The sequence below is a fragment of the Pseudomonas sp. S2_F03 genome, assembly GCF_054668335.1.
The window spans coordinates 969,556-995,714 of record NZ_CP162759.1; the positions used below are offsets into that span (position 1 = coordinate 969,556).

General features: G+C 59.6%; 18 protein-coding genes and 4 pseudogenes. 10 read left to right on the forward strand and 12 right to left on the reverse strand.

What is annotated here, in order from left to right; all coding sequences use genetic code 11:
- Window position 1 precedes the first annotated feature (1 nt).
- The 3 genes and pseudogenes from AB4N76_RS04650 (at window position 2) to AB4N76_RS04660 (ending at window position 4,660) form a co-directional block, all read left to right on the forward strand.
- A complete protein-coding gene (locus tag AB4N76_RS04650) occupies window positions 2–1,255 on the forward strand; it encodes an OprD family porin (protein ID WP_460164223.1) in 1,254 nt (417 codons plus the stop codon).
- A 58-nt stretch (window positions 1,256–1,313) separates the two neighbouring features.
- A pseudogene (paaZ, locus tag AB4N76_RS04655) lies at window positions 1,314–3,384 on the forward strand (phenylacetic acid degradation bifunctional protein PaaZ).
- Window positions 3,385–3,697: 313 nt separating this feature from the next.
- Window positions 3,698–4,660, forward strand: coding sequence for an IS110 family transposase (locus AB4N76_RS04660; protein WP_046031124.1), 963 nt, complete (start codon window positions 3,698–3,700; stop codon window positions 4,658–4,660).
- 40 nt (window positions 4,661–4,700) lie between these two features.
- Here AB4N76_RS04660 and AB4N76_RS04665 read toward each other — a convergent pair whose 3' ends face one another.
- The 3 genes and pseudogenes from AB4N76_RS04665 to AB4N76_RS04675 form a co-directional block, all read right to left on the reverse strand.
- Window positions 4,701–5,594 carry a helix-turn-helix transcriptional regulator gene (locus tag AB4N76_RS04665; RefSeq protein ID WP_109787292.1) on the reverse strand — a complete coding sequence of 298 codons (894 nt, stop codon included), beginning with the start codon at window positions 5,592–5,594 and terminating at the stop codon, window positions 4,701–4,703.
- Window positions 5,591–7,010 (reverse strand): annotated as a pseudogene (locus tag AB4N76_RS04670) (aminotransferase). Before AB4N76_RS04670 ends, AB4N76_RS04665 begins: the two are co-directional and overlap by 4 nt.
- Before the next feature lie 30 nt (window positions 7,011–7,040).
- Window positions 7,041–8,144, reverse strand: coding sequence for a polyamine ABC transporter substrate-binding protein (locus AB4N76_RS04675; protein ID WP_046032659.1), 1,104 nt, complete (start codon window positions 8,142–8,144; stop codon window positions 7,041–7,043).
- A 229-nt stretch (window positions 8,145–8,373) separates the two neighbouring features.
- On the opposite strand from AB4N76_RS04675, the gene AB4N76_RS04680 reads away from it, so the two are divergent.
- Both AB4N76_RS04680 and AB4N76_RS04685 read left to right on the forward strand, forming a co-directional pair.
- Window positions 8,374–9,153, forward strand: a complete 780-nt coding sequence (locus AB4N76_RS04680) for an enoyl-CoA hydratase (RefSeq protein WP_046032658.1) — start codon at window positions 8,374–8,376, stop codon at window positions 9,151–9,153.
- Window positions 9,153–10,334: an acetyl-CoA C-acyltransferase family protein gene (locus tag AB4N76_RS04685; RefSeq protein WP_046032657.1), complete on the forward strand. Its 1,182-nt coding sequence runs from the start codon at window positions 9,153–9,155 to the stop codon at window positions 10,332–10,334. The genes AB4N76_RS04680 and AB4N76_RS04685 overlap by 1 nt, the downstream gene beginning before the upstream one ends.
- Before the next feature lie 68 nt (window positions 10,335–10,402).
- Here AB4N76_RS04685 and AB4N76_RS04690 read toward each other — a convergent pair whose 3' ends face one another.
- From AB4N76_RS04690 to AB4N76_RS04700, 3 genes are all read right to left on the reverse strand, one after another.
- A complete protein-coding gene (locus tag AB4N76_RS04690; protein WP_109787297.1) occupies window positions 10,403–11,953 on the reverse strand; it encodes a diflavin oxidoreductase in 1,551 nt (516 codons plus the stop codon).
- An 80-nt stretch (window positions 11,954–12,033) separates the two neighbouring features.
- Entirely contained in the window at window positions 12,034–12,378 is a 345-nt protein-coding gene (locus AB4N76_RS04695) for a PAS domain-containing protein (protein WP_460164224.1), read from the reverse strand.
- A gap of 95 nt (window positions 12,379–12,473) precedes the next feature.
- Window positions 12,474–12,767 carry a hypothetical protein gene (locus AB4N76_RS04700; RefSeq protein ID WP_460164225.1) on the reverse strand — a complete coding sequence of 98 codons (294 nt, stop codon included), beginning with the start codon at window positions 12,765–12,767 and terminating at the stop codon, window positions 12,474–12,476.
- 391 nt (window positions 12,768–13,158) lie between these two features.
- On the opposite strand from AB4N76_RS04700, the gene AB4N76_RS04705 reads away from it, so the two are divergent.
- Complete coding sequence (locus tag AB4N76_RS04705) at window positions 13,159–14,280, forward strand: HlyD family secretion protein (RefSeq protein ID WP_077431696.1); 1,122 nt, start codon at window positions 13,159–13,161, stop codon at window positions 14,278–14,280.
- Window positions 14,277–15,869: a DHA2 family efflux MFS transporter permease subunit gene (locus tag AB4N76_RS04710; RefSeq protein WP_046032652.1), complete on the forward strand. Its 1,593-nt coding sequence runs from the start codon at window positions 14,277–14,279 to the stop codon at window positions 15,867–15,869. The genes AB4N76_RS04705 and AB4N76_RS04710 overlap by 4 nt, the downstream gene beginning before the upstream one ends.
- Here AB4N76_RS04710 and AB4N76_RS04715 read toward each other — a convergent pair whose 3' ends face one another.
- From AB4N76_RS04715 to AB4N76_RS04735, 5 genes and pseudogenes are all read right to left on the reverse strand, one after another.
- Window positions 15,870–16,310, reverse strand: a complete 441-nt coding sequence (locus AB4N76_RS04715; protein WP_046032651.1) for a carboxymuconolactone decarboxylase family protein — start codon at window positions 16,308–16,310, stop codon at window positions 15,870–15,872.
- A gap of 145 nt (window positions 16,311–16,455) precedes the next feature.
- Window positions 16,456–17,909 (reverse strand): annotated as a pseudogene (locus AB4N76_RS04720) (mechanosensitive ion channel domain-containing protein).
- Between the two features lie 144 nt (window positions 17,910–18,053).
- Window positions 18,054–18,680, reverse strand: coding sequence for an isochorismate family cysteine hydrolase YcaC (ycaC, locus tag AB4N76_RS04725; RefSeq protein ID WP_046032649.1), 627 nt, complete (start codon window positions 18,678–18,680; stop codon window positions 18,054–18,056).
- 56 nt (window positions 18,681–18,736) lie between these two features.
- Window positions 18,737–19,420 carry an isochorismatase family protein gene (locus tag AB4N76_RS04730; RefSeq protein WP_046032648.1) on the reverse strand — a complete coding sequence of 228 codons (684 nt, stop codon included), beginning with the start codon at window positions 19,418–19,420 and terminating at the stop codon, window positions 18,737–18,739.
- Window positions 19,421–19,513: 93 nt separating this feature from the next.
- Window positions 19,514–20,380: a pirin family protein gene (locus tag AB4N76_RS04735; RefSeq protein ID WP_077431694.1), complete on the reverse strand. Its 867-nt coding sequence runs from the start codon at window positions 20,378–20,380 to the stop codon at window positions 19,514–19,516.
- A 104-nt stretch (window positions 20,381–20,484) separates the two neighbouring features.
- On the opposite strand from AB4N76_RS04735, the gene AB4N76_RS04740 reads away from it, so the two are divergent.
- The 3 genes from AB4N76_RS04740 (at window position 20,485) to dkgB (ending at window position 22,946) form a co-directional block, all read left to right on the forward strand.
- Window positions 20,485–21,393: a LysR family transcriptional regulator gene (locus AB4N76_RS04740; RefSeq protein ID WP_080943069.1), complete on the forward strand. Its 909-nt coding sequence runs from the start codon at window positions 20,485–20,487 to the stop codon at window positions 21,391–21,393.
- 95 nt (window positions 21,394–21,488) lie between these two features.
- Window positions 21,489–22,028, forward strand: coding sequence for a PaaI family thioesterase (locus tag AB4N76_RS04745; protein WP_046032646.1), 540 nt, complete (start codon window positions 21,489–21,491; stop codon window positions 22,026–22,028).
- 114 nt (window positions 22,029–22,142) lie between these two features.
- On the forward strand, window positions 22,143–22,946 hold the full coding sequence (gene dkgB, locus AB4N76_RS04750) for a 2,5-didehydrogluconate reductase DkgB (RefSeq protein ID WP_460164226.1): 804 nt from the start codon (window positions 22,143–22,145) through the stop codon (window positions 22,944–22,946).
- A 3-nt stretch (window positions 22,947–22,949) separates the two neighbouring features.
- Here dkgB and AB4N76_RS04755 read toward each other — a convergent pair.
- Window positions 22,950–26,154, reverse strand: a pseudogene (locus tag AB4N76_RS04755) (transporter substrate-binding domain-containing protein).
- Between the last annotated feature and the right edge of the window lie 5 nt (window positions 26,155–26,159).

Sequence of the window (26,159 nt, forward strand, 5' to 3'; positions counted from 1 at the left end):
AATGCAACCCGCACGTACTGCACCTTACGAGTCACTGTTTTCGCTCGCCGCCGCATTAAGTCTGCCCATGGTCGCGCCCTGCGCCATGGCCGACTTCATCGACGACAGCAAGGCCCGGATTGAAATGCGCAACCATTACATCAATCGTGATTTCCGGCAGAACAACGCGCCGCAATCCAAAGCCGAGGAATGGGCCCAGGGATTTACTGCGCGCATCGAGTCCGGGTTCACCGACGGCACCTTCGGTTTCGGTCTCGACGCCTTGGGAGAGCTTGGATTGAAGCTCGACTCCAGCCCGGATCGCCGTGGCACCGGGCTGCTGCCCTTCGGCCCGCAGAGCCACGAGCCCGACGACGAGTACAGCGAGCTGGGCCTGACCGGCAAACTGCGCGTGTCCAAAAGCCTGTTGAAGCTCGGCACCCTGCAACCCTTGCTACCGGTGGTGACCTACAACGACACACGCCTTCTGGGTTCTACCTTCGAAGGTGGCTTGCTGACCAGCCAGGAAATCGACGGCCTGACGGTGAATGCCGGGCGCCTGACCAAGGCCAACCTGCGGGACTCCTCCAGCAACGATGACATCGGCTACGCCGCCGCCACCAGCGATCACTTCGACTTCGGTGGCGGCGGCTACGCGTTCAGTCCGCAACTGAATGTGAGCTACTACTACGGCAAGCTCGACCAGATTTATCGTCAGCAATTCGTCGGGCTAGTGCATACCCTGCCGCTGGGCAACGGTTTCAACCTGCGCAGCGACCTGCGTTATTTCGACAGCCGCGGCGACGGTGCCGAAAAGGCCGGACGTATCGACAACCGTAACTTCAACAGCATGTTCACCGTGTCCCACGGTGCCCACAAGGTCAGCGCCGCCTTCCAGCAGTTGTCCGGCGACAGCGCCTTTCCGTTCCTCAACGGTGGCGATCCGTACGTGGTCAACCTGGTGACCTTCAACACCTTTACCCGCGCCGACGAGGATTCCTGGCAGCTGCGTTATGACTATGACTTCGCCGCGCAAGGCATTCCCGGCCTGACCTTCATGACCCGCTACACCGACGGCAGCCATGTCAACGCGGGCGGGGTCGACAACGGAAGCGAATGGGAGCGCGACACCGATATCAGTTACGTGATCCAGAGCGGTGCGTTCAAAAACGTCAGCCTGCGCTGGCGCAACGTGACATTCCGTTCCGGCAATGGCTTGACGACCGACATCGATGAGAACCGCTTGATCGTCGGTTACACCTTGGCGCTTTGGTAATTCCGAAAGGGCGCGGTTGCGACCGCGCCACAACCGTTCACAATCAGGAGCAATCGTGATGTCCTCTTCACCTACACTGCATGCCCCTACTCTGCAGAGTTTCATCGCCGGTCGCTGGATCGGTCAACAAGGCGCACAGATCCTGCGCAGCGCCATCGACGGCCATGAAATCGCCCGCACTCACGAAGAGCGCCCGGATTTCGCCGAAGCCATCGAGCACGGCCGCCGCCAGGGCGTCAGCGGCCTGATGGCGCTGGACTTCCAGCAACGCGCCCAGCGTCTCAAGGCACTGGCCTTGTACCTGAGCGAGCGCAAGGAACAGCTGTACGCGATTTCCCACCACAGCGGCGCGACCCGTGCCGACAGCTGGATCGACATCGAAGGCGGCAACAGCACCCTCTTCACCTACGCCAGCCTGGGCTCGCGGGAATTGCCATCGGGCAACATCGTCCATGAAGGCCCGGCGATGCAGCTGAGCAAACTCGGGACCTTCGCCGGCACGCACATTCTGGTGCCACGGGGTGGCCTGGCCGTGCACATCAACGCCTTCAACTTCCCGATCTGGGGCATGTTGGAAAAGTTTGCACCGAGCTTTCTCGCCGGCATGCCGTGCATCGTCAAACCGGCCAGCGCCACCAGCTACCTGACCGAAGCCGTGGTGCGCCTGATGGACGAATCCGGCTTGCTGCCACCGGGCAGCTTGCAGTTGATCATCGGCAGTACCGGTGACTTGCTCGACCGCTTGCAGGGCCAGGACGTGGTGACCTTCACCGGTTCCGCCGACACCGCCGCCAAGCTGCGGGTCAATCCGAACCTGATCCGCAACTCGGTGCCGTTCAATGCCGAAGCCGACTCGCTGAACTGCGCGATCCTCGCCCCGGACGTGACCCCGGACGACGAAGAATTCGAGCTGTTCATCAAGGAAGTCGCCCGGGAGATGACCACCAAGGCCGGGCAGAAATGCACCGCCATCCGCCGCGCCATCGTGCCGGCCAAACACATTGACGCGGTCGCGACCCGCTTGCGTGATCGCCTGGCCAAAGTCGTGGTCGGAGACCCGTCGAGTGGAAGGCGTGCGCATGGGTGCGCTGGCGTCCCACGATCAGCAGAAAGACGTGGCCGAGCGCCTGGAAAGCCTGTTGCAGAGCAGCGACATGCTGTTCGGCGCCCGTGACGGTTTCGAACCGCGCGGCGAGAACGTCAGCCAGGGCGCGTTCTTCGCCCCGACCTTGCTGCAAGCTCGCGATCCGCACGCCGAAGGTGGCGCGCACGATATCGAAGCGTTCGGCCCGGTCAGCACCCTGATGGCGTACGACGATCTCGACGAAGCGCTGGTACTGGCGGCACGCGGCAAAGGCAGCCTGGTGGCGAGTCTGATCACCAAGGATCCGCAGATCGCCGCCAAGGCCATCCCTGTCGCAGCGGCGTGGCACGGTCGCTTGCTGGTGCTGGATCGCAATTGCGCCGCCGAGTCCACCGGCCACGGCTCGCCACTGCCGCAACTCAAGCACGGTGGCCCGGGTCGTGCCGGTGGCGGTGAGGAACTCGGCGGTCTGCGCGCGGTGAAACACTACCTGCAACGCGCAGCGGTACAAGGCTCGCCGACCATGCTGGCCGCCGTCACCGGTGAATACGTACGCGGCGCCCAGGTCATCGAAACCGAGGTGCATCCATTCCGCCGGTTCTTCCAGGATCTGCAGATTGGTGAGTCGCTGCTGACGCACCGTCGCACCGTGACCGAAGCCGATCTGGTGAACTTCGGTTGCCTGTCCGGCGATCACTTCTACATGCACTTCGATGACATCGCCGCCAAGGAATCGCAATTCGGCAAACGCATCGCCCACGGCTACTTCGTGTTGTCGGCGGCGGCCGGGCTTTTCGTTTCCCCAGCGCCGGGGCCGGTGCTGGCCAACTATGGCCTGGATACATTGCGCTTTATCAATCCGGTGGGGATTGGCGACACGATTCAGGCGCGATTGACCTGCAAACGCAAAATCGACCAAGGGAAGAAGAGCCCGCAAGGCATTCCGCAAGGGGTGGTGGCGTGGGATGTTGAGGTGACTAACCAGCTGGGAGAGCTGGTGGCCAGTTACGACATTCTGACCCTTGTCGTTAAACGCGAGGACTGACCACAAATATTGTGGTCAACCCCTCTCCCTGTGGGAGCGAGCTTGCTCGCGATAGCGGACTTACATTCAGCATTGATGTTGAATGTCATGGCCTCATCGCGAGCAAGCTCGCTTGTATGTTTAGACTTGAAGGGGTGGGCGGGACTAAAGCTCGATTCCGACTCTAGCCAGTACGGACCGTGGGAGACTTCTCGTCCCGCCCCTTCTACCCGAAGCGCCGATAAGGAATTCATCGGTAAAACCGACGATAGAGGCAAGCCAGCGCAAGGGTAAACCCCGACAAGCCCTTAAACCCTAGCTCCGAGGATTCGTCATGACAATCCTTACCTCGCCAACGGTAATCGGTATCGATGTAGCCAAGGCCGAAATCGTCGCTTACCGCGAAGACATGCAAACCACTCAACACATCAACAACGACCGAGAGACTCTTGGGCGTTGGCTCAAAGCTCTGCCTGCGCAAAGCTCAATTGCTTTGGAAGCCACCAGCATTTACCACTTGGACACGGTCGAACTGGCCCATGAAATGGGACACCGGGTTTACGTTGTGGATGCTTATCGTCTGAGCCACTACCGCGAAAGCATTGGCCAACGGGCGAAAACCGACCCTTGTGATGCGCGCCTGCTCGCGCGTTACCTGTCTAGCGAGCAGGATCGACTGCGCCTCTGGAGTCCACCTCCGCAGGCCTACAAGGTGTTGAAAAGTCTGCTTCATAGACGCGCAGAGCTTATCAATGTGCGTGTGGGCATGACGCTGAGTTGGTCAGGTGAACCGCTTCTGAAGGATGAATTGGCCCGGCAATTGAAGTCCTTCAAACAAGCGGAGCAAGCCATCCAGAAATTACTGCACAAAGTCAGCAAAAAGGCAGGCATCACCGAAAACATCAAGCGCTGCAAAGCCATTGAGGGGATCGGTGAGCTTACGGCTATGGGCTTGGCGACCGCATTCATGCGCGGTCACTTCGCCAACGGCGATGCATTCATTGCTTTTTTGGGGATGGACTTGCGAGCAAAGGATTCAGGCAAGAAGAACAGCCCTCGCCACCTGTCCAAAAAAGGCGATACGGAGCTGCGGCGCCTGGCTCACAACGCGGCGATGGCGGCTTGTCGGTCTGCCACCTGGAAACCGTACTATGAGTCCTATCTCGTCAGAGGCTTGGCAAAAACCCAAGCCCTGGTGATCCTCGCCCGCAAGCTATGCCGGGTGGCATTCGCTCTCATGAAAAACCAGAGCGAATACCAGCCAAATTTAAGGCTGCAGGGTTCCCCTGCAACATAGAATCTCCCACAGGTTTTTTCGGGTGGGTTGTAGATTTGGGTCAGTGCTGGCGCAACCACTCGATAAACAGTGCAAACAACTCCGACTGCGACCCGACCTGCAGTTTCAGGTACAGGTTCTTGCGGTGCATGCGCACGGTTTCCGGGGAAATGCTCAGTTGGCTCGCGGTGGATTTCACCGAGTGCCCCCTGAGCACCATGTGCGCCACTTCCCGCTCGCGTTCGGTCAGCACCTCGCAGCCAAAGTTTTCGAAGGCGCACTGCACGCGCTGCTTCAGATCATCACGCACACTTTCAATCACCGTGCTGCGCGCCAGGCCTCGACGGCCGAACTCGCTGATGAACTCGCGAACCAACGGCTCGACCGCCCGCAACAGGTTCAGTTGTTCCGCCCGCAGGCTTTCCCCACCAAAACCCTGAAACAGGCTGACCGAGACTTGGCTGTCATGGCCGGTATCGATCAGGTAAAAACTGTCCTCCGAACACCCGGCCTTCACGTAATAAGTCTTGTAGTACTCGCTGTCGAAGAAGTTGTCCGGGGCTATTTCCTCCAGGTGATAAAACCCTTCGGCCAAGCCCTGCTCCACCGCCAGGCAAAACGGGTCGAGCAGGTAACCACCGGAAAAATAACGGTCGATGATCGACTCCCGATACTCCTCCGGGATGCCGCGCTGATACAGCAACTGCGGCGGCCGGTCCTTGTGTTCGAGGCTGATCATCACCGACTCGATGGACACCAGGTGCCCGAACGCCGACGCCAGGTATTGCAGCGCATCAGGCTTGTCGACATGGGCGAATGCTTCGCGCATGTCGCCGTGCCATTTGTGCAACGCCCCGAAGGGCAATGCGATCAGCGTTTCGTCGTTGGGTTTGCTCATGCCCCGCAGTCTAGCGGGAGAACCGGCACCGGGTAACCGCAGATTGAGCGAATTCATTGCCCGAAGTACTGGCCGTTTTTCTCAAGTTCGGTCGCCACTTCAAGAATGCACACCCGCAGAATCTCGACGATTTCATCGACCTGGGCACACGTCAGAATCAGGCGGCGGCGACATGACGTTGAGGTGCATGATCGGCCGCACCAGCAAGCCGCGAGACTGGGCACGGGAGTGAATCATTTCGCCAATATTCACCTCGTCGGCAAACAACGCCTTGGTGCGTTTGTCGGCCACGAACTCCACGCACGCCATGAACTTCTGGCAGCGCACATCGCCCACCAGCGGCAAGTCGCTGAGCGTCGCCAGCCGTTCCTCCAGATAAGCGCCGACCACATCGACATGCGCCAGCAACTGTTCGCGCTCGATGATTTCGATGTTCTTCAGCGCCGCCGTGCAGCACACCGGGTGACCGCTGTAGGTAAAACCGTGGGTAAAGCAGCGGCCCTTGCCGGGCTCGGCGATAACCTTCCAGATACGGTCGGAAAAAATGCACGCACCCAGCGGCAGGTAGGCCGAGGTCAGGCCCTTGGCCGTGGTGATGATGTCGGGCTGCACGTCGAACAGATCATAAGACGCGAAGAACTTGCCCAGGCGACCGAACGAGGTCACCACTTCATCGGCCACAAACAGAATGTCGTAGCGCTGACAGACTTCCCACATGCGCTTGAGGTAACCCTTGGGCGGAATGATCACCCCGCCGGAACCCATGATCGGCTCGGCAAAGAAGCCCGCCACCTTGTCCGCGCCGATGGAAAGAATCTTGTCTTCGAACTCCTTGATCAGAAATTCGAGAAACTGCGCCTCGTCCATGCCGTCCGGTGCGCGGTACGGGTTGGGGTTGGACACGTGGTGAATCTTGTCGTTGGCGTAATCGAACTCCGGCACGCGGTCGGCGGCCTTGTTGCCGATCGACATCGTCAGCGTGGTGGAGCCGTGATACGCGTTAAAACGGGCGATGACGTGCTTCTTTTCCGGTTTGCCACGGCAGTTCTGGTAGTACTGAATCAGGCGGTACGCGGTGTCCACAGCGGTGGAGCCGCCAGTGGTCAGGAACACGTGGTCGAGATCGCCCGGCGCCAGGCTGGCGAGTTTTTCGCACAACTGAATGGCGACGTTGTTGGACATGTCGGAAAACGGATTCGAATACGCCAGTTGCCGCACCTGATCGGCAATCGCCAGGGCCATTTCCTCACGGCCCAAACCGATGTTGGTGCACCACATGCCACCCACCGCATCGAGAAAACGGTTGCCCTGAGCGTCGTAGATGTAGGCACCGTCACCGGCCACAATGTTCAGCGCCCCCTGTTCGGCGTGCTCGTCGAACATGTGATAGCCGTGCATGTAATGGGCTTTATCAGCCTTGATCAAATGGGCGTCATTCACGGTCGGCAGTACTTTCAACGTTGGAGTAACCATACAAAAACCTCAAACCGAAGGGTTAAACGATCAAATCCCGCTCTTCACCGTGCTCCAGACGCGGGTGATGGCGCGCATTTCCTTGGCGTCCTGAGTCTTTTGCGGAAACAGGCGCTGGCGGGTTTCTTCATCGGGATAAATTGCCAGGTTGTTGCGCACGTCGGCATCCACTAACGGGGTGGCCGCCGCGTTACTGTTGGCGTAATGAATGAAGTCGGTGACGTCGGCCATCACCTGCGGCTGCATCAAGTACTCGAGGAACTTGTGGGCATTGGCGACATGCGGGGCATCGGCGGGGATGTACATGTTGTCGAACCAGATCAGCGAACCTTCCTTGGGAATGAAATAGGCCAGTTTGATCTTCAACTTGGCTTCTTCGGCGCGGGCCATGGCCGTCGCGTAGTCGCCAGACCAGGTCATGGCCATGCAGACATCGCCATTGGGCAGGCTGGTCAGGTAGTTCACCGAATCGAACTTCTTGATGTAAGGCCTGACCGTCAACAGCAACTCTTGCGCGGCTTTCAGATCTTCCGGGGCCGCACTTCGCGGATCGCGTCCCAGGTACTTCAAGGCCAGGGGAATGACTTCAGTGGGCGCATCGACCAGGGTGACGCCGCAGTCAGCAAAGCGTGAGACGATTTTTGGATCGAAAATCATCGCCAGCGAACCGATTGGCGCATCCGGCATGCGCTCCTTGATCTTGTCGACGTTGTAAGTGATGCCGTTGCTGCCCCAGGTGTAAGGCGCGGAGTACACCGTTCCGGCATCAAAACCCTGCAAGTCCTGCAAGACTTTCGGGTCAAGATTGGTCCAGCCCGGCAGCAACTTCTTGTCTAGCGGCTGGAACACTTTGGCCTTGATCAGCGGTGGCGCAAGGGAGGCATTCAACACCACAAGATCGTAACCGGAGTGCCCGGTCAGCAACTTCGCCTGCACCGTTTCATAGGCATCAAACGTGTCGTAGATCACTTTGATGCCGGAGGCTTTCTCGAAATTGGCAATGGTTTTTTCGCCAATGTAATCGGCCCAATTATAAAGCCGCAGGGTATTGCTCTCGTTCACGTCGTCGGCGTGGGCATTCAATGTCAGCGGAACAAGCAACAGACTGGAAATCACCATGAGGGCCTTGCGCATAGCAAATTCACCTTATCAAGCGAAGTCGGTTCTGGATGACCGGTTGACGCCACTATTGAGCGATTGGGCAATCGGCACCATACCCCGAATGGGTGTGTGAACCGTTTGACCGCTGGCGCCGTGGTGCAACATGGCAAAAAGCAGCAGATTCGTTGACTCGTTTTGTCATAGCTCCCGCGCGGGCCGGGCGCTTAGAGTGGCTGCCGGACAAAACAGGCGGGGGCATTTCATGAGCGAGCTGATCAAACACGATCGAAACGAAGGCGTTTTGACGCTCACCCTTGACCGCCCCGACAAGCTCAATGCACTGAACAACAGCCTGTACACGCAGTTGGCCGACCGCTTGCTGGCCGCTGATGAAGACGACGACGTCGGCGTGATTGTGCTCACCGGTGGCCCTACGTGCTTTACCAGCGGCAATGACCTGGCGGACTTTCTCGAACATCCGCCGACGCATCTGGACAGCCCGGCGTTTCGCTTGATGAATGTCGTCATTCATCTGCAAAAGCCGCTGATCGCTGCTGTTTGCGGCGCGGCCATCGGCATTGGCACCACGTTGCTGATGCATTGCGATCAGGTGCTGGTCACGCGTAACGCCAAGCTGCGCACGCCGTTTGTAAACCTGGGGCTGTGCCCGGAATTCGGCGCGAGTCTGTTGTTGCCGCGCCTGCTCGGCCACGCTCGCGCCGCGCGTCTATTGTTATGGGGCGACAGCCTCGACGGCGCTGCGGCGGTCGCGTGTGGACTGGCCAACGAACTGTTCGACGACGGCCAACAATGCCTCGCCGCCGCACAATTTCTGGCCCGGCGCCTGCTGGCATTGCCACAAGAATCCCTGCGCCAGACCCGGCAACTGCTCAAACAGGCGTCATTGCCGGAGCTCAAAGCCACCATTCGTCAGGAAAACCTGTTGTTCATCGAGCGCGTCAACACGCCTGAAGCGCAAACAGCGTTGACCGCCCTACTCAATCGCAGTACAGAAAAGCATTCACCAAGAGGAAAGCCGTAATGAACACCCCGGATATTTTTGTTGTCAGCGCCGCACGTACCGCCATTGGCACCTTTGGTGGTTCGCTCAAAGACGTTCCGCTGGCCGACCTGGCGACCACGGCCGTCAAGGCCGCCCTGCAACGCTCCGGCGTAGACCCGGCGCAAGTCGGCCATCTGGTGATGGGTAGCGTGATCCCGACCGAAACCCGCGACGCGTACATCTCCCGCGTTGCCGCCATGAACGCCGGCATCCCGAAAGAAACCCCGGCCTACAACGTCAACCGCCTGTGCGGTTCCGGCCTGCAAGCGATCATCAATGCCGCGCAAACCCTGATGCTGGGCGATGCCGACATCGTCGTCGGTGCCGGCGCCGAATCCATGAGCCGCGGGCCGTACATCATGCCAGCCGCCCGCTGGGGTGCGCGCATGGGCAACATCCAGGCCATCGACTACATGCTGGGCATCCTGCATGACCCGTTCCACGGCATCCACATGGGCATCACCGCCGAGAACGTTGCCGAACGCAACGGCATCACCCGTGAAATGCAAGACGCCCTGGCCCTGGAAGACCAGAAGCGCGCGGCCTTCGCCATCGCCAATGGCTACTTCAGCGAGCAAATCGTTGGCGTGGAAATCCGTGATCGCAAGGAAACCAAGCTGTTCAGCGTCGACGAACACCCTCGCGCTACCACGCTGGAACAACTGGCGGGCATGAAGCCAGCGTTCAAGAAAGATGGCTCGGTGACGGCCGGCAACGCTTCTGGCCTGAACGACGGCGCCGCTGCGCTGGTCATGGCCACCGGTGCCGCTGTACAGAGCAACAACCTGCGCCCGCTGGCCCGTCTGGTCAGCTACGCCCACGCCGGTGTTGAACCGGAATTGATGGGCCTCGGTCCGGTGCCTGCCACCCGCCTGGCGCTCAAGCGTGCCGGCCTGACCGTCGCCGACATGGACGTGATCGAAGCCAACATCGCCTTCGCCGCCCAGGCCTGTGCGGTCAGCCAGGAACTGGACCTCGACCCGGCCAAGGTCAACCCGAACGGTTCGGGTATTTCCCTGGGCCACCCGGTCGGCGCGACTGGCGCAATCATCGCCACCAAAGCCATCCACGAACTGCACCGCACCAACGGCCGTTATGCGCTGGTGACCATGTGCATCGGTGGCGGCCAGGGGATTGCGGCGATTTTTGAGCGGGTTTAAGCGTTAAAACAACGAAGGCCGGTGATCGGGTAGATCACCGGCCTTCGTTCATTTCAAACCCCACGCCCTCAATACAGCTCTTTGTGTACCCGGTCCGAGCTCGACAGGTCGGCCACAAACTGCTGCGCGTCTTCTTCGGCCAAATGGCCGTACCTCATGGCAATGTTCACCAGCGCCTCATCGATGGCTCGCTCCAGGTGGCTTTTATTGCCGCACACATACACATGCGCGCCCTGACTGAGTAAGGCCCACAGATAGGCACCGTGTTCGAGCATGGCATCCTGCACGTAATAGCGACGGTCAGCGTCTCGTGAAAACGCGGTGATGAGCTGATCCAGCACGCCCGTTTCCTGCCATTTTTCGAGGCGCGGCTGGTAGAGAAAGTCCGATGCCCGGCGTCGATCACCGAAGATCAGGCACGTTTGTGCAGGGCTGCTTTGTTGCTCTATCTGCTCCAGCAATGCGATCAACGGTGCAATGCCAGTCCCCGTGCCAATCAACACGACGGGATGATCGGCCTGTCGTGGCAGGTGAAAACGCACGTTGCTGCGGGCAAACACTTGAACCTGGGCAAGCTTGCCCGCCAGATGGCCGGTCGCGGTGCCGATACGCGGGCGGTCGGCCAATTGATAGGCGATTTCCCGAATGCACAGGTCGACGTAGTGCGGCTGGTCGTGAGAGGCAATGGAATAGGCACGCGGCAAAACATCCGGCAGCCACTCGGCCAATTCTTCCAGACTCATTTGCCCTGGCTCACAGAAGTCGCTGACCACATCGAGCAAGTCCTTGCCGTACAAATAACCTTCGAGCTCTTTACGGTTGCTGACTTTGAGCAAGGTTTTCAAGGTGTCGTGCTGACTGACCCGAGCCATGTCGCGCAACAGCGATTTGCCCAGTTGTCGCAGCTCCTTGGTCGCCAGCAGCGTATGGGCATCGTCGCGACCGAACCATTGACCGATCTGCGCCAGCAGTTGTGGATCGTTTTGCGCCAGCACATAAAGATTGTCCCCTGCGCGGTATTTGATGCCGCTGCCTTCGATATCGAGGCGCACCTGCCAGGCATAAGGCGCCGTCGCATTGAGCCGCGTACGGGAGATCACCCGCGCTGGCCACGCGGCGTTTTCGCCGTAGGCGGTGACTTGCAATTGCAACGTGGTGCCGGCCCGGCGGTCGCCCTTCAAGACCGCTTCGAGGGTGGCGCACCAGGTCTCGAAAAAGCCCTCGAAATCGGTGTCGGCGTCCACGCGATTGATCCAGGGCGCGGCGCCCTTTTGCAGCAGTGCAGCGTCCAGGCTTTTGGTGAAACCGCAAAAAGTCGGGTAAGCAGTGTCACCCAGACCAAAGATCGCGTAAGGCACACTACTGAGGTGTTCGCACTGGATCAGTTGATCCAGAAAACGATCGGCGTTGCCCGGCGGTTCGCCGTCGCCGAACGAGCTGCACACAACGATCAACAGATCCCGAGTGGTCAGCGTTTCAAGCTCAAGTGCATTCAGATCCTGCACGGCCAATGCATACGGCTGCACACAGGGCAGACGCAACAACCGTTGCGTCAACCCGCGTGCATTGCCGGACTCAGAGCCATAACCGATCACGATGCGTTCGATTAACCCTGGCATGGCCGATTACCTGTCGTAGTGTTCGTCGAATTGCTCCTTGGAAAATTCCAGTGCTTCGAAGTCCCCCATCAAGTCGTTAATCACACGACGAATGCTGATGTACTCAACGATGTTGCCCTGCTCGTCGAACAGCGGTTGCACCGTGGTGTCGACCACGTAGAACCCCCACCCTTGCCGACATTTGGGATAACGCCGGTCCAGATTTCACCTTTTTTGATGGTGTCCCACATCTGCTTGTAGGTGCTTTTTGGCACGGAGGCATGGCGGACGATGCTGTGGGGTTGGCCCAGCAGTTCTTCCTTGTTGTAGCCGGTCAGTTTGCAGAACAGGTCGTTGACGTAGGTGATGTTGCCTTGCAAGTCGGTGGTGGAAATCACCATGACGTTTTCCAGCGCGCCCAATACTTTGGCGTTGATGGCTTGCATTGTGTTGCCCCCTTAAAGGATCAAAAGTTGGTACATCAAATTCAAATCGGGCCAGCCCACGGTCTATGCATTTCTATTTTTTATGGAGTGGCGACTCAGTTGTCCTGAGCCACCAGACGCGGACCTTTACGCGTGACCTGCTGCCCCACCTCGAAGCGCGCATTGGGCGAGCGCACGGTGCTGATTTCGCCTTGGGCGTTTTTTACTTCGTAGGCGGTTTCCGTATGGCCGGACGCTTGCTGCACAGCGCTGCCGGCAAAGAATCCAGCCCCAAGGCCGACCAGCGCGCCCGCAGGACCGCCCACCGCGCCGACCATCATTCCAGTGAGCGCACCGAAACCTTTGCCAGCGGTGGTATCAGGGACTTCGCGCACGACCTGATCGGCCATGCAAAGGGTGAGATCAACAAACACAATGTGAAGCTGAGCGGGATTGAACGAGGCATGACATCTTCCTTGTTTCGATTACGTTGCTCTCGTCATTTCATGAAGCATGCCAACTTATTAATACTTATAAATCAACAGATTACAAAACAACGTTGTCATAAGGACTCCGTATAAAGGAGTCTTTATGACAACAACATAGTCGATATGACAAAGCCAGCAATATTGCAGGACTGACTGACAGGGGAGGTAATCGGGACGCGCAGGATGGGTTGGCGATGGTGGATGCCCGGTCGGCGAACATCCTGACGACCGGCAGCAAAAATCAATTGCCACCAAATATTACATACGTCATATTACCTACGTAATAAACACCCGTTTCCTACAGGTAAACCCCATGACCAGCATGCCCAGCCTTGAATCCGACCTTGCAGTCCCGGTGAGCACACCCAAGCCTCCCCTGCTCAAACGGTTGATCCTGCTGACGGCGGTTATTGCAGCCCTGGTGTTTGCCGGGCTGTATGCGAGTCACTGGTGGACGGCCGGTCGTTTCATCGAAGAAACCGACGATGCGTACATTGGCGGCGACGTCACGGTAATCGGCCCGAAAGTGGCCGGGTATATCGAAGAAGTGCTGGTCACCGACAACCAGCCAGTGAAGGCCGGCGATGTGCTGATTCGCCTCGATTCCCGCGACTATCGCGCTAATCTCGCCAAAGCCGAAGGCGCGGTTGCCGCCGAAGAAGCCCTGCTGGCCAATCTCGACGCCACTGAACAATTGCAGTACGCGGTCATCGGCCAGGCCCGCGCCGGAATCGAGGCCGCTGGTGCCGAAACCGCGCGCTCGCGGGATGACAATGCCCGCTACAAAAAACTGGTAAGCACCAACGCCGTCTCGGTCGAAAGTGCACAGCGCGCCGATGCCACCTTCAAGACCGCTCAGGCGCTCAGCTCGCGAGCCCAGGCCGAGTTGCTGGCGGCGCAGCGCCAGTTGAACGTGATCGAAACCCAGAAACAGCAAGCCCGCGCCGCACTGATGCAGGCACGGGCCGAACGGGACCTGGCGCAATTGAATGTCGGTTACACCGAACTGAAAGCCCCGGTGGATGGTGTGATCGGCAATCGCCGGGCGCGGGTCGGCGCGTATGCGCAGGCGGGTTCGCAATTACTCTCAGTGGTGCCTTCCAGTGGCTTGTGGGTGGACGCCAACTTCAAGGAAGATCAACTGGCGCGGATGATTCCGGGCCAACGCGTGATCATTCATGCCGACGTGCTGTCCGGGCAGGAATTCCACGGTCATCTGGGCAGCCTCGCGCCGGCCAGCGGTTCGCAGTTCAGCGTGCTGCCACCGGAAAACGCCACGGGCAACTTCACCAAGATCGTCCAGCGTGTACCGGTGCGTATCGTCCTCGATCCGGCCGACGGTGTGCTCGGCCACTTGCGCCCCGGCCTGTCCGTAACCGCTGAAGTCGACACCCGCAAAAGCGCTGAAACCCCAGACGTGGCCAGCGCACCATGAGCCGCGCCCTCGCCGTCCCGGCGCAACCGTTCAACCCGGCCAACATGGCGACGGCGACCAAGGTGTTCGCCTTCGCCAGCATGTGTATCGGCATGTTCATTGCGCTGCTGGACATTCAGATCGTTTCAGCCTCATTGCGTGACATCGGCGGCGGGCTCTCGGCCGGCACCGACGAAACGGCGTGGGTGCAGACCAGCTACCTGATTGCCGAAATCATCGTGATTCCGCTTTCAGGCTGGCTGTCGCGGGTGTTTTCCACCCGCTGGCTGTTCTGCGCTTCGGCGGTAGGTTTTACCCTGGCCAGCCTGTTGTGCGGCGCGGCCTGGAACATCCAGAGCATGATCGCCTTCCGCGCCCTGCAAGGCTTTATCGGCGGTTCGATGATCCCGCTGGTGTTCACCACGGCGTTCTTTTTCTTCACCGGCAAACAACGCGTCATTGCCGCCGCCACCATTGGCGCCGTGGCTTCGCTGGCGCCGACCCTGGGGCCGGTGATCGGCGGCTGGATTACCGATATTTCGTCCTGGCACTGGCTGTTCTACATCAACCTGGTGCCGGGGATTTTCGTTGCCGTGGCAGTGCCGATGCTGGTGAAAATCGACCAGCCAGAACTGTCGCTGCTCAAGGGCGCCGATTACCTCAGCATGGTGTTTATGGCGCTGTTTCTCGGCTGCCTGGAATACACCCTCGAAGAGGGCCCGCGCTGGAACTGGTTCAGCGACAGCACCATTCTTATCACCGCATGGATCAGCGGCCTCGCCGGCCTCGCTTTCATCGGCCGGACCTTGCACGTGGCCAACCCGATCGTCGATTTACGCGCCCTCAAGGACCGCAACTTCGCCCTCGGCTGCTTCTTTTCGTTCGTCACCGGCATCGGCCTGTTCGCCACCATTTACCTGACGCCGCTGTTTCTCGGACGGGTGCGTGGCTACAGCGCGCTGGACATTGGCCTGGCGGTTTTCTCCACCGGAGTGTTCCAGATCATGGCGATTCCGCTGTATGCCTTTCTGGCCAACCGCGTCGATCTGCGCTGGATCATGATGACCGGCCTTGGGTTGTTCGCGTTATCGATGTGGGATTTCAGCCCGATCACCCATGACTGGGGGGCCAGGGAATTGATGCTGCCGCAAGCATTGCGCGGGATTGCCCAGCAACTGGCGGTGCCGCCGGCCGTGACGTTGACCCTGGGTGGTCTGGCGCCAGCACGGCTCAAGCATGCGTCGGGGTTGTTCAATCTGATGCGCAACCTGGGAGGCGCCATCGGCATCGCCGCCTGCGCAACCATCCTCAACGACCGCACCAACCTGCATTTCACAAGGCTGGCGGAACACCTGAACAGCAGCAACGAAGCGCTCAACCAGTGGCTGTCACAGGTCGGCAACAACTTCACTGCCCTCGGCCAAAGCGGCGACACGGGCGTCACCGCCAGCCTGCATCAGCTATGGCTGTTGACCTACCGCGAAGCCCAGACCCAAACCTATGGCGACGCGTTCTTGATGATCATGGTCTGCTTCATCATCGCCACGGCGATGGTGCCCTTGATGCGCAAGGTGCAACCACCGGCCGCGCCGTCAGCGGATGCTCACTGATCAGGCTTGAGGCATTTTGCGAAAGCCGATCGCCAGGCGGTTCCAGGCGTTGATGGTGGTGATGGCCACGGTCAGGTCGACCATTTCTTTCGGGCTGAACTCGGACACGGCCAGTTCATAGTCTTCATCTGGAGCGTGAGTCTGGCTCACCAGCGTCATGGACTCAGTCCAGGCCAGTGCCGCGCGTTCACGCGGGGTGAAGAACGGCGTTTCGCGCCAGGCCGACAACGTGAACAGACGGCGCTCGTCTTCCCCGCCCTTGCGGGCATCGGCGCTGTGCATGTCGAGGCAGAAGGCGCAGCCGTTGATCTGCGAGGTCCGCAGCTTGACCAGTTCGATCAGGTTTTTTTCCAGCGGCAGCTTCGAAACAGCGGTCTCCAGGGCGATCATGGCTTTGAGCGCATCTGGGGAAGCGGTGTAGAAATCGATACGAGGTTTCATGGTGGACTCCAATAGCAAGTGGGCGTGGAGCTAAGTTAATCCCACCCGCCCTTCTGACAAATAGCCAATATTCCAGAAGTCGAGGAGGCCATTGGAGACCAATGAGAAATTAGCCGGGTCTGAAATTGCCATCCTCCGCAGTCCTCTAAGCCCTGTTACGCAGCCACTGCAAAACCCCTTCCTCGCCACCACCTTCGGCACTTCCTGAGTCAACGTCTGCGCCTTGTTCAAGCGGAAATCCAGCAGCGCCTTCATCGACTCGCCGATGTCATGCCGCGCCTCCAGGCAGGGTTTGAGGTACTCCTTCTCGATCCGGTACAAGCTGCAGGCCGTTTTGGCGACGAAGTCTGCCGGCATCGCGGCATCCAGTAAAATCCCGCCCTCGCCGATCACCTCGCCCGGCCCCATGCGTCCCGGCTCGAACTTGACCCCGCCACGGCTCATCTCCACCGAAACCACCCCGGATTCGATGATGAACAAATGGTCGCTGATCTCCCCCGCCGGCAGAATCATGTCCCCGGCACGAAAGTTTTGCAGGGTCATGTGCTGGCTGAAAGTCTCTTTCTCATCCTGGCGCAGGGTCGAAAAAATGTTCGAGCTGTCCAGCAAAGCGCGTGCCCGCGACAGGTTCGCCGGCGCATTGGGCTCAACGCTCGACAACAGGTTGATACCAGACGCCTGCAAATGCCGGTAGGCCAGGTCATACAGCAGATTGCGCACCATGCGCTTTTGATCCATCGAGACCACGAAACCACTGATTTCATATTCCACGCCCGCGGCGCTGGAGCCCTTGAGGGCTACGCACGGTGCCGGATGACTCAAAAAATAACGACAGCCCTGCATCGCTCGTTCCAGCGCGTCGATCACCGTTTGCGGGCGCGCGTGCGGGCTCAGTTGCAGGCTGATCGACACGCCGAAAATGTCGCTCGGCCGGCTGAAGTTGATGATCTTGGCCTTGGCCGCCAACGAGTTGGGGATCACCGCCATGCTGCCTTGGGCGGTTTGCATGCGCGTGGCGCGCCAGTCGATGTCAGTGACCCGGCCTTCGGTGCCGTCTATGGAGATCCAGTCATCCAGCAGATACGGTTTGGTGGTGTTGAGGACAATCCCGGAGAACACGTCGCTAAGGGTACTTTGCAAGGCCAGGCCGACGATGATCGCAACGGCGCCGGAGGTTGCCAGCACGCCTTTGACGGGCAGATCGAGCACGTACGCCAACGCCGCGATGATCGCGATCAGGAAGATCACCGCCCCGAGCAAGTCCTGAAGCAAGCGCCCGGTGTGTCCGACCCGTTGCATCATTACCGCACCGATCAGCACCGTCAGGGTCCGCGCGCCGAACAGCCACCAACCGATCTGCAAACCGGTGGCCGCCAGGTGCAACGGCACATTGTCGGGCCAGGGGGCTATCTCGAGTGGGTTCAAGCCTTCGTTGAACAGCAGAACGCTGAACAACGAGAAAATCACCAGCCGGACCAGCAGCTTCCAGTTGCTGCCGCTGGCGGTAATCAAACGCCACAGCCCAAGGTCTATCAGGATCAGGACCAGAGCGCAGACCAACGGATGATCGGTGAAAAAGACAGCATCGAGCAACTCCATCAAGGACCGATGGCGCAAAGATCGCACACATTGGCCACAGTGTAGGAGTGTTTGATTCTGCAAGATGAATGCAATTTTCTAAACACCAAAAATCAATGTGGGAGCGGGCTTGCCCCCTCCCACATTGAATAGGTGTTGCCGGATTTACTTGCTGTTGGTCAGCGCGTTGTAGCTGGTAAACAGGTTGCGGTAGTCCGGGATGTGGTTGGAGAACAAAGTGCCCAACCCTTCCACATCATTGCGCCAGTCGCGGTGCAGTTCACAGGCCAGGCCGAACCAGGTCATCAACTGCGCGCCCGAGGCCGACATGCGGTCCCAGGCCGATTGCCGGGTCAGCTCGTTGAAGGTGCCGGAAGCGTCCGTCACCACGAACACCTCAAAGCCTTCGGCCAGCGCCGAGAGTGCCGGGAATGCCACGCAGACTTCGGTCACCACGCCGGCGATGATCAGTTGTTTTTTGCCGGTGGCCTTGATCGCCTTGACGAAGTCTTCGTTGTCCCAGGCGTTGATCTGGCCAGGACGGGCGATGTACGGCGCATCCGGAAACAGCGCCTTGAGCTCAGGCACCAGCGGGCCGTTGGGGCCGGTCTCGAAACTGGTGGTGAGGATGGTCGGCAGCTTGAAGTACTTGGCCAGGTCAGCCAGGGCCAGCACGTTGTTCTTGAAACGGTCCGGTTCGATGTCGCGCACCAGTGACAGCAGCCCCGCCTGGTGATCAACCAACAAAACGGCGGCGTTGTTCTTGTCGAGACGCTTGTAGGAAGTGGTCATTGCAATAGTCCTCGCGTGTTATCGATGCCGAGTGGAAATCGGCGTGGGGTTGCCGTTCAGCGCTGGGAGTCCAGCACTTCGTGTTCATTCGCCACTTGCTGAGCCTTGAGGTAGCTTTCGATCAGCAATTGATAATGCGGCATGGCCTGGGCGTAGACAGCGGCCCACTGCTCGGCATCCGGACGGTTCCACGAGCCTTGCAGCTCAGAGAGCGTAGCCATGATGTCGATCGGCACCACCCCGGCTTGCGTCAAACGGGCCACAGTCAGATCAGTGGCCAGTTTCGAGTGATTGCCCGAGGCATCGACCACAGCAAACACTTTGTAGCCTTCATGCACCGCCGCAATGGAAGGAAACGCCAGGCAAACACTGGTCAGCGTGCCGGCGATCACCAGGGTTTTCTTGCCGGTGGCTTTGACTGCTGCATGAAACTCGGCGTTGTCCCAGGCATTGATTTCACCTTTGCGTGCCACGTATTGGGCATGCGGTGCGGCTTCATGAATCTCGGGGATCAACGGTCCGTTCGGTCCTTGCGGGACGGAGGCGGTGGTGATCACCGGCATGTTCAACAGGGTCGCGGCCTTGGCCAGGGCAATCGCGTTGGCGCGCAATTGCGGTACATCCATGTCCTTGACGATCTGGAACAGTCCGCTCTGGTGGTCGATCAACAGCATGGCGCTGTCATTGGGGTCGATGGTCGGTTTCAGGCCGTTGAAGTTAGCCGCGTTGACGGTATTCATGTGCGTTTCCTCTTTCGTTTGGGCAACAGCCATCCCTGGCCTGAGAACCGGCCTACGCATCCTGTGTAGAGCGGGTTGTTGAGGCGCTACGGGTTAACCGTGCATCTGGCCGAAGCGACCGGACTGGAAGTCGGCGAACGCCTGGTGAATTTCTTGCTCGGTGTTCATCACGAACGGGCCGTGACCGACAATCGGCTCGTCGATCGGCTCACCGCTGAGCAACAGCACCACGGCGTCCTGGCTGGCTTGCAGCGTCAGCCTGTCACCCTTGCGATCGAACAGGGCCAACTGCCCTTCACGCACCGACTCCAGACCATTGACCTGAACCGTACCGCGCAACACCACCAATGCGGTGTTGCGACCTTCGTGCAGGTCCAGAGTCAGCAATTTGCCGCCATTAAGACGCAGGTCCCAGACATCAATCGGGGTGAACGTGCGCGCCGGGCCGGTGTAGCCATCGAACTCACCGGCAATCAGGCGCAGGCTGCCAGCCTTGTCCTTGAGCGGGATGCTCGGGATGTCGCCATCGAGAATCGTCTGGTAACCGGCGTCGGCCATTTTGTCCTTGGCCGGCAGGTTGACCCACAGCTGCACCATTTCCAGGGTGCCGCCGCGCTTGGCGAAACCTTCGGAGTGGAACTCCTCATGCAGGATCCCTGAGGCGGCGGTCATCCATTGCACGTCGCCAGGGCCGATCTTGCCACCGCTGCCAGTGGAGTCGCGGTGCTCCAGTTCGCCCTTATAAACGATAGTCACGGTTTCGAACCCACGGTGCGGATGCTGACCAACGCCACGCCGCTCGGTGGTCGGGGTGAACTCTGCAGGGCCGGCATGATCCAGCAGCAGGAACGGGCTGATGTGCTTGCCCAGGTTGTCGTAGGAAAACAGCGTGCGAACCGGAAAACCGTCGCCGACCCAATGGGCACGTGGGCTGGTGTAGATACCGATGATGTTTTTCATGGTGTCTCCTGATGAGGTGAGTGAAGCCATGGACAAAGCTTAAAACCGCAACCATTAGTGCACTAGACTGCAAAAATCAGTCTTAGCGTTCTATCTGGAGAACGATGGTGGAAGACCTCAACACCCTCTACTACTTCACCCAAGTGGTGGAACACGGCGGTTTCGCCCCGGCCGGACGCGCGCTGGACATGCCTAAATCGAAGCTCAGCCGGCGAATTGCCGAGCTTGAAGAACGCCTCGGGGTCCGGCTGCTGCATCGCACCAGCCGACATTGTTCACTGACCGAAATCGGCCAGGCCTACTACCAGCGCTGCCTGGCCATGCGCGTGGAAGCGGAAAGCGCCGCCGAACTGATCGAGCGCAATCGCTCCGAACCCCAAGGCCTGGTGCGCATCAGTTGTCCGACGGCACTGCTCAACTCCTGGGTAGGGCCGATGTTGACGCGGTACATGCTCAAGTACCCGCGGGTGGAGCTCTTCATCGAAAGCACCAACCGAAGGGTCGACCTGATACACGAAGGGTTTGATATCGCCTTGCGCGTGCGCTTTCCACCGCTGGAAAACACCGACATGGTGATGAAAGTGCTGGGCAACAGCACTCAATGCCTGGTGGGCAGCCCGAGCTTTGCCGAACGCCTGTCGTCACCCGCCTCCCCGGCTGATCTCAGCGGTTTGCCCAGCCTGCATTGGGGCGCGGCGCAGCGTGAATATCAGTGGGAATTGTTCGGCCCCGATGACGCCAGCGCGCTGATTCGGCATGCGCCCCGCATGGTGACGGACGATCTGCTCGCGTTGCGTCACGCAGCCGTCGCGGGGATTGGCGTCGTGCACCTGCCCAGCGTGGTGGTACGTGATGACGTTGCGGCCGGCAAGCTGGTGGATCTGGTGCCGGGCTGGGCGCCAAAGTGCGGAATCATCCATGCAATCTTCCCGTCTCGCCGTGGGCTGCTGCCCTCGGTGCGGGCATTGATCGATTTTCTGGGCGAGGAATTCAATCACGCAGACATTGCCTGAATGACGCGACACGCGGGGCTGGCGGAGTTTTTATTTCGGACATAATATCGATCGGAATTACAACCATAATATCCGCCCCGTCCGAGGACACGATCATGCAAAGTCCCACCCGCGAAGCCACGCTCGCTCAATGGATCGCTCAGGAACAGGCCATGCGTGCCCGCCTCGCTGGCCCTGGCAGCCTGTCCATGGCTGATGTCAGCGCATTGTCGCCGACCGAATTCTTCGAAGGCATTGGCAGCGGTGAACTGCCCTCACCGCCGATTGGTGCGCTGATGGATTTCATCCCCATCGAATGGTCGGCCGGGCTGTTTATCTTTCAGGGCACACCGGACGCACGGCATTACAACCCGTTGGGCAGTGTGCATGGCGGGTATGCGGCGACGTTGCTGGATTCGTGCATGGGGTGTGCGATTCATACCCAGCTGAAGAAGGGCCAGGGCTATACGACGCTGGATCTGCGCATCAGCTATGTTCGTGCGCTGACGGGCGCCAGTGGACCGGTGCGGGCCGAGGGGAAAATTGTGCATCTGGGACGCTCCACGGCGTTGGCCGAAGGGCGCATTTATGATGTGGATGGACGGTTGTATGCCACGGGGTCGACGACTTGCATGATTCTTGAGGCGCGGGGGTAGGTTCCGCGGATTCATGACTTCCGGTAAACATTGCTTTGCCGCTCCAGCGGTTTTTCTCACGGATGCAGGCGCGGATACTCGTGCCCATTCCTACAGCAACCCCTGGAGTCATAGATGTCTATTCCCGCCTTCGGTCTCGGTACGTTTCGCCTGCAAGGCCAGGTGCTCATCGATTCGGTGAGCACAGGCCTGGCGTTGGGCTACCGGGTGATCGACACCGCGCAAATCTACGAAAACGAAGCCGAGGTCGGCGAGGCCATTGCCGCGAGTGGTATTGCCCGCGACGAACTGTTCATCACCAGCAAAATCTGGGTCGCCAACTTTGCCAAAGAGCGGTTGATCGACAGCCTCAAAGAGAGCCTGCGCAAACTGCAAACCGACTACCTGGACCTGACGCTGATCCACTGGCCGTCCCCGGAAAACCAGGTGCCGGTTGAAGAATTCATGGGGGCCCTGCTCGAAGCCAAACAACTGGGCCTGACCCGGCTGATCGGTGTCTCCAACTTCACCGTCGACCTGATGCAACAAGCCATCGCCGCCGTCGGTGCCGAACACATCGCCACCCACCAGATCGAACTGCACCCGTACCTGCAAAACCGCAAGGTGGTCGAGTTCGCGCAAAGCCAGGGCATCCACATCACGTCGTACATGACCCTGGCTTATGGCGAAGTGCTCAAGGACCCCATCATCCAGCAGATCGCCGAACGCCTTCAGGCTAGCGCAGCGCAAGTCGCGTTGGCGTGGGCCATGCAGTCGGGTTACTCGGTGATCCCCTCCTCGACCAAACACGCGAACCTGCAAAGCAATTTGAAGGCCTGCACCTTGATCTTGAGCGAGGCCGACATGGCGTTGATCGCCGGTCTTGATCGCAACCAACGGCTGACCAACCCAAAAGGCATTGCACCGCATTGGGACTAAGCGTCAGTCGCGCTTAAGGTGCTGCCCAAGACTTTTCATGGCGCGCTGCAACCGGTCGACCGCTTCATCGATCAGTGCCGCACAGCCTTCGGCGCAGGCTCGCTCCAGATCCTCGCAACACTCGATCAATCGCGCTGCGCGGACCATCCGCGCACTGCCGCTTGATGCGGTGCGCCAACTCTTCAAGACGAAAGCGGTTGTCGCCAACGTGCGCTTGCAGCAACTCAATTCGGTCCTCACGGTTGGACTCGGCCAGTTCGCGCAACAATTGATTGATTAGGGTCCGGTCTTCACCGACGTATAGCTCCAGGCCGCTCAAGTCGATTTCGCTTGTTGGTGGCGCTTCAACCGGCTCAAGCGGTGCCGGCAATTCACCGGTAAATCGCGATGCCAGCCAGGCACTCAAATCCGCCAGCAGGATGGGTTTGAACAGGCAATCGTCCATGCCCGCTTCCAGGCATCGAACCCTTTCCTCAGGCTGCGCATTGGCGGTAAAGCCCAGTATCAGAGTCGGCGGCATGCCGTAGGCGCGCTCTTCATCACGAATCGCACCTGCCAGTTCATAACCGCTGAACCGGGGCATGTTGCAGTCGCTGATGACGACATCAAACGTCTGCGCGCGCCACTGTTCGAGCCCTTGCTCGCCATCCTCGGCTTCCAGGACATAGTGCCCCAGATAGCTCAGCTGACGCGTCAGCAACAAGCGATTGGCCGGATAGTCATCGACCACCAAAATCGTCAGGGGACGGGTGGAAACCGCCAGCCCAGTGTCCGCCACGTCACTGGCAGGCAAGGCTTTCAACACCACCAGCGACAGGCTGATTTCAGCCTCTGTGCCCCGTCCAAGGACGCTGCCAAGCACCAGCCGCCCACCCATCATTTCGCACAGGGTACGACTGATCACCAACCCCAGCCCGGAGCCCTTGCGGCCCGACTGCTGGTTGTTGCCAGCCTGGACGAACGGGTTGAACAAGCGCTGCAGATCAACCGCGCTGATGCCGATGCCGCTGTCTTCGATGTGTATGTTCACCGCCAGATGACCTGAAATCCCTGGTACCACCCGCAGTGTCAGGCTCACTTCACCTTCATCGGTAAATTTGACCGCGTTGCTCAAGAGGTTGGACAACACTTGCTTGAAACGCGTGGGGTCGATCAACACGTCACGGTCACTGCGTGCGTCCAGATCAACACGCCATACCAGGTTTTTCTCCCGGGCCAAGCCTTCGAACACCCGGCATACCGATGCCACCAGAGCCTGCAAATTGACACGTTCGGGGGTCAGGGATAAATGTCCGGATTCGATGCGGGCGATGTCCAGGATATCGCCGATCAATGCCAGTAGCTGCTGCGCGGCCGTGGACGCCACCTCCAGGGCGGAACGGTCCGCCACCCCTTCTTTCGCCCGCATTTCGGCCAATTCAAGCATGCCGATCAGGGCATTCATCGGCGTACGGATTTCGTGGCTCATGGTGGCCAGGAAGGTGGTTTTCGCACGATTGGCGTCGTCGGCGGCGTCCTTGGCGTCCTGCAATTGCTGTAACCATTGTTGGCGCTGGCGGATCTGCCGGCGCTGCCAGGCGATCCAGCTCAGGGCCAGCGTGAGCAATACAGCAGCAGCGGCAAACGCCCGCAAAATGGTGGGGCGATAACGCAGCCAATAGTTGTCATCCTCCACCACATCATTGCCCCAACGGAGGACCAGACCGTCCATTTCTTCAGGCGAAATGCTCAGCAACGCTTTGTTCAAAATCGAATGCAATTCCACGGCACCGCGATCGGAGGCCATGGCGATGCGCGCCGGTTCATCGCCCACGGTACTGCGGATGCGCAAACGTCCCGGGTAGTACCGGGCAATCAGGTAACGGGTCATGAATAATGAGCTGACGGCCGCGTCCGCCTGTCCGTTCATGACCAACTCCAGGCCTTGCGCCGGGTTGTCAACATCCACCGTCCGCACGCCTGGCACCTGCGCAAGAATGAACGCGCGCGCCGGGTGGCTGTGATAAATCGCCAGACGTTTACCGGTCAGCTCGCCCAGTGTCTTCGGGCTATCGGGGGTGTCGGCGCTGACCAGTGTGTACGGATTGGTCACATAGGGGCTGGTGAAATGCAGGTCTGCTACACCTTCAGTCGCCGGGATGATGGCGGGTATGAGGTCGATCTCGCCGGCCCTGAGTCGCTCGATCTGCTGGTCAAGAGAGCGGCCCCGCAGCACATTGAAATTCAATCCGCTGCGCTGGCTGATCAGTGTCAGCAATTGCGCGGTCAAGCCATTGAATTGCCCTTCGGCATTGAAGAATGTCAGAGGTGCAAAGTTCTCGACCACCCCGACTTTCACCTGTGGATGACGGTCCAGCCACTCCTGTTCGCCGGCGCTCAGATTGACCCGTGACTGCCCCAGCCTGTTGACCCTGCCGGCGCTCCAGCGCAGGTCGATGGTTGCGCGCTGATCCATGGGGATCGCTGCCAGCGCCTTGTCGATGATGTCCTTGAGCACCAGGTTGTCCCGCGCCAAAGCAAAGCCGAACGGGTTGGCGTCGAGACCGGACGGTCCCATCAGTTGAACGTTATTGAGGTAGTTATTGTTGATCAGGTAATTGGCGCTGATGAGGTCCCCGAGGTACACGTCATCTTGCCCATAGGCCACCGCTCCCAGCGCATCGAGCGCCGATGGATAACGCTGCAGGCTGGCCTTGGGATAAAACGTTTCAACGGTTTTCGCCGGCAGATAGTCATCGACCATGGCGATGCGTTTACCCGCCAGATCTTCGGGCATGCGCTCGTCCAGTCGGGTCACCAGCATGGGTTGATCTTCAGCGTAGGGGCTGGACAGGGTCAGTTCAGGGTCGGCCGCTTCGAAACTGTTCGAGGTCCCCAAAGATCAAGCTCGCCGAACTTCAGGGCCTCCATGGCTGCTTCCCGCGTCGCATAACGCTGCACTTCAATCGGAACGCTCAGCAGTTGCGCGATCAGTTGAGCGTAATCGGCGGTGATGCCTTCCAGCTCATCCATGCTGCGCGTCACTTCGAAGGGCGGGTAGTCCGCGCCACTGACTCCGAGGCGCAAGACACGCTTGCTGCGCAGCCATTGCCGGTCGCTTGTCATCCAGAGCGGCCTCGTAACCCTCCACGGTGGAACGCCCCAGCAATTGCAAGGACTTCGGCCCGTCCCCCCAGGCCGCCTGCGCCGGTGGCATCAGGCACAACATCAAGG